At 60.9% G+C, this 3,313-nt stretch carries 5 protein-coding genes; all 5 read left to right on the forward strand.

All coding sequences use genetic code 11. The features are described 5' to 3' along the window. Positions 1 to 549, forward strand: a 549-nt coding sequence (locus tag NTW95_12450; GenBank protein ID MCX6558218.1) for a UDP-3-O-acyl-N-acetylglucosamine deacetylase, incomplete at its 5' end; no start/stop codon positions are given. A gap of 144 nt (positions 550 to 693) precedes the next feature. Then, positions 694 to 996 carry a BMC domain-containing protein gene (locus NTW95_12455; GenBank protein MCX6558219.1) on the forward strand — a complete coding sequence of 101 codons (303 nt, stop codon included), beginning with the start codon at positions 694 to 696 and terminating at the stop codon, positions 994 to 996. A gap of 67 nt (positions 997 to 1,063) precedes the next feature. Next, the gene (locus NTW95_12460) at positions 1,064 to 1,363 is read left to right on the forward strand and encodes a EutN/CcmL family microcompartment protein (GenBank protein MCX6558220.1); all 300 of its coding nucleotides are present in this window, start codon (positions 1,064 to 1,066) and stop codon (positions 1,361 to 1,363) included. A gap of 16 nt (positions 1,364 to 1,379) precedes the next feature. Beyond that, positions 1,380 to 2,825: an aldehyde dehydrogenase EutE gene (locus NTW95_12465; protein MCX6558221.1), complete on the forward strand. Its 1,446-nt coding sequence runs from the start codon at positions 1,380 to 1,382 to the stop codon at positions 2,823 to 2,825. A gap of 63 nt (positions 2,826 to 2,888) precedes the next feature. Beyond that, positions 2,889 to 3,313 (forward strand): hypothetical protein (locus tag NTW95_12470; GenBank protein ID MCX6558222.1); only part of this gene is annotated, 425 nt, incomplete at its 3' end.

A 3,313-nucleotide genomic window follows, 5' to 3' on the forward strand; every position in this document is an offset into this window, starting at 1 on the left:
CCCATCGACGACGGCTCGGCCATCAATCTGTGCGAGTTCATCAAGGAATGCGGCATCGTCGAGCAGGAAGAGATCATCCCCGATATCGAGATCACGCAAACGCTGCTCATCGGCGACGAATCGACCGAGGGCAAGTTCATCAAGATCGAACCGTGCGACGTGTTCACCGTCCGCTACACCTGCATCTACCCCGAGCCCCTCGGCCGGCAGAGCTACGAATTTGCCATGCGCTCGGCTGAGGATTTCCAGCGTGAGATCGCCCCGGCCAGGACCTACGGTTTTGTCGACGATTTCAACAAGCTCAGCGACATGGGCTTGGCCGAAGGCGGCCGGATGAACAATTTCATCCTGATCGACAAGGACAAGATCATCAATACCACCCTGCGTTTTCCCGAAGAATTGGCCCGGCACAAGATCCTGGACATCATCGGCGATTTTTACCTGCTGGGCCGTCCGATCCGGGGAAAAATCACCGCCCAGAAAACCGGCCATACCGACAACACCAAGATGGTGAACCTGGTCAAGGAGACATTCCTGAAGAAGACCTGATCTTGGCGTAGGGCATAGGGTTGACGGCGGAAGGTGAAAGCAAAGACAATCAGGTCTATTGCAAAGTGTTTTTATTTTCATTAGAATACCAACCGGGAAATAATCTGCACAGGATTATGAAATTGCACGCATGAGGAGGCGCGAATGTCTGATGCACTGGGATTGATTGAAACCAAAGGATTTGCTGCCATGGTCGAGGCGGCCGACGCCATGGTCAAGGCCGCCAAGGTGGAACTGGTGGGCTATGAAAAGATCGGCGGCGGCTACACCACCGCCATCGTGCGCGGCGATGTGGCCGCGGTCAAGGCGGCCACCGAGGCGGGAGCCCGCGCGGCCGGGAAAGTGGGAGAAGTTGTCTCCATCCACGTTATTCCCCGTCCCCATGACAACGTGGATGAGGCCCTGCCCCTCGGCCGCCAAGGAAAAGGCGGCAAAGCCAAGGCATAATCATTTTTCATTCCATGCGCTCCGGCCCGCTGGCGGTCGACGAGCGCGGCTCAAAGTGGGGTAAACCATGCAGTTAGGAAAAATAGTCGGTACGGTGGTGTCCAGCCACAAGGAACAGAAATTGGCCGGCCTCAAATTCCTTCTGGTCAGATTCCTGGACCTCGAGTTGAAACCCGCGGGCGGATCGGTGGTCGCCGTGGACGGCGTGGGGGCGGGGGTCGGCGAAGTGGTTTTGGTGGCCTCGGGCAGTTCCGCCCGCCTGACCTCCTTCACCGAAGGCAAGCCGGTGGATGCGGTGATCATGGCCATCGTCGATGTGCTGGAAATCGAGGGCCGGGAGCGCTACCGCAAGGGGGGAAGCGATTGAACCGGGGTGAGGTTGCATGAACGTCAGCGACGATCAGATAAAAAAGATTGTGGACCAAGTGGTGGACAAGCTGACAACGCTCGGTCTGAAGGCCGGGGACAATCCCGTGCGCCAAGACCGGCCCGCAACGGAAACGGCTGTCGCCCTGGCCGGCGAACGGGGGTGTTTCCCCGATATTGACTCGGCTTGCCATGCGGCCAAAAGGGCCTTCCTGGATTACCGGGACGTGCCGGTGAAGCAGAGGGAAAGGATCATCGCCGCCATGCGCGAAATCTGCCTGGAGCATTTGCCGGAGTTGTCCCGGCGCGCCCTGGCCGAAACCGGCTTGGGGCGTTACGAGGACAAGCTCAAGAAGAACCGCCTGGCGATCGAAAAAACCCCGGGCGTCGAGGCGCTCGATCCCAAAGCCTTTTCCGGCGACGACGGCCTGACCATCGAAGAAAGGGCGCCTTTCGGAGTGATCGGCAGCATCACTCCCTGCACCAATCCCTCGGAAACCATCATCTGCAACGGCATCGGCATGATCGCCGGCGGCAACGCGGTGGTCTTCAATCCCCATCCCGCGGCCAGGGAAACCTCCGCCTACACGGTCGACCTGCTGAACCAGGCGGTCATCGCCGCAGGCGGCCCTCCCAACCTGTTTTGCACCGTCGTGTCCCCGACCATTGAATCGGCTCAGCAGCTGATGACGCACCCCGGCGTGCAACTGCTGGTCGTTACCGGCGGACCGGCAGTGGTGGCGGCGGCCATGAGATCGGGAAAACGAGTGATCGCCGCCGGGCCCGGCAATCCGCCGGTGGTCGTGGACGATAGCGCCGATCTGGAAAAGGCGGCCAGGGACATCGTGACCAGCGCCAGCTGCGACAACAACATCATCTGCGTGGTCGAGAAGGAGATCATCGTCACCAGCGCCGCCGCCCCGGGCCTGAAAAAAGCGCTGCTGGAAGCGGGTGCCGTCGAACTGGGCGCGCACCAGGCCGGCCGGCTCGAGAAAATCATCCTGGGCGGGGACGGGCACCCCAACAAAGCCTGGATCGGCAAGGACGTGCAATTGATCCTGCAGCAAATCGGCATGGATGTCCCCCCCGAAAAAAGGCTGGCCTTCGTGGAAACCGGTGCCGACCATCCTTTCGCCAAGGAAGAGATGCTGATGCCGGTGCTGCCCTTCATCTGCGTTCGCGACATTGACGCGGCCATCGAGCTGGCCTACCGGCTCGAAGGCGGGTGCTTTCACACGGCGGTGATCCATTCGCGCCACATCGACAGCATGCACCGCATGGCGAAAAAGATGAACACGACCATTTTCGTGAAAAACGGCATGGCCTTGGCCGGGCTGGGCCTAGGAGGCGAAGGATTCACCTCGTTTACCATCGCGTCGCCCACCGGCGAAGGGTTGACCACGGCCTGGCATTTCACCCGCACGCGCCGCTGCACCTTGAGCGGTTATTTCAGGATCGTTTAGTTGCAGCCCATGGACGAAACCGCCATGAAACCAACCGCCGGACCGGCCAGGCAGGCGTAAGCCATGTCCGGGCAAGCCGAAAAAATCATCCGGGCCGTGCGCGAAGCCGGGGTCATCGGCGCCGGCGGCGGCGGATTCCCGACCCACGCCAAGCTGAAGGCGCAGGTGGATACGGTGATCGCCAACGGCAGCGAGTGCGAGCCTCTCCTGGCTTCCGAAAAAAACCTGCTAGGGCAACACCCCGAATCAGTGCTGGAGGGGCTGGCGCTGGCCATGGAGGCGACCGGGGCGAAAACCGGCTTCGTCGCGCTCAAGGAGCACAATCGTGATGCGATCCAGGCCGTCCAGAAAGCGCTCCCAAGCGACGGACGCATCCGCATCCATTGCCTGGAAAATTACTACCCGGCCGGCGACGAATTCCTGACCGTTTTCGATGTCACCGGCAGGGTGGTTCCCGAGGGCGGCCTGCCGCCGGATGTCGGGGTATT

This window comes from Candidatus Aminicenantes bacterium, assembly GCA_026393795.1.
GTDB lineage: Bacteria > Acidobacteriota > Aminicenantia > UBA2199 > UBA2199 > UBA2199.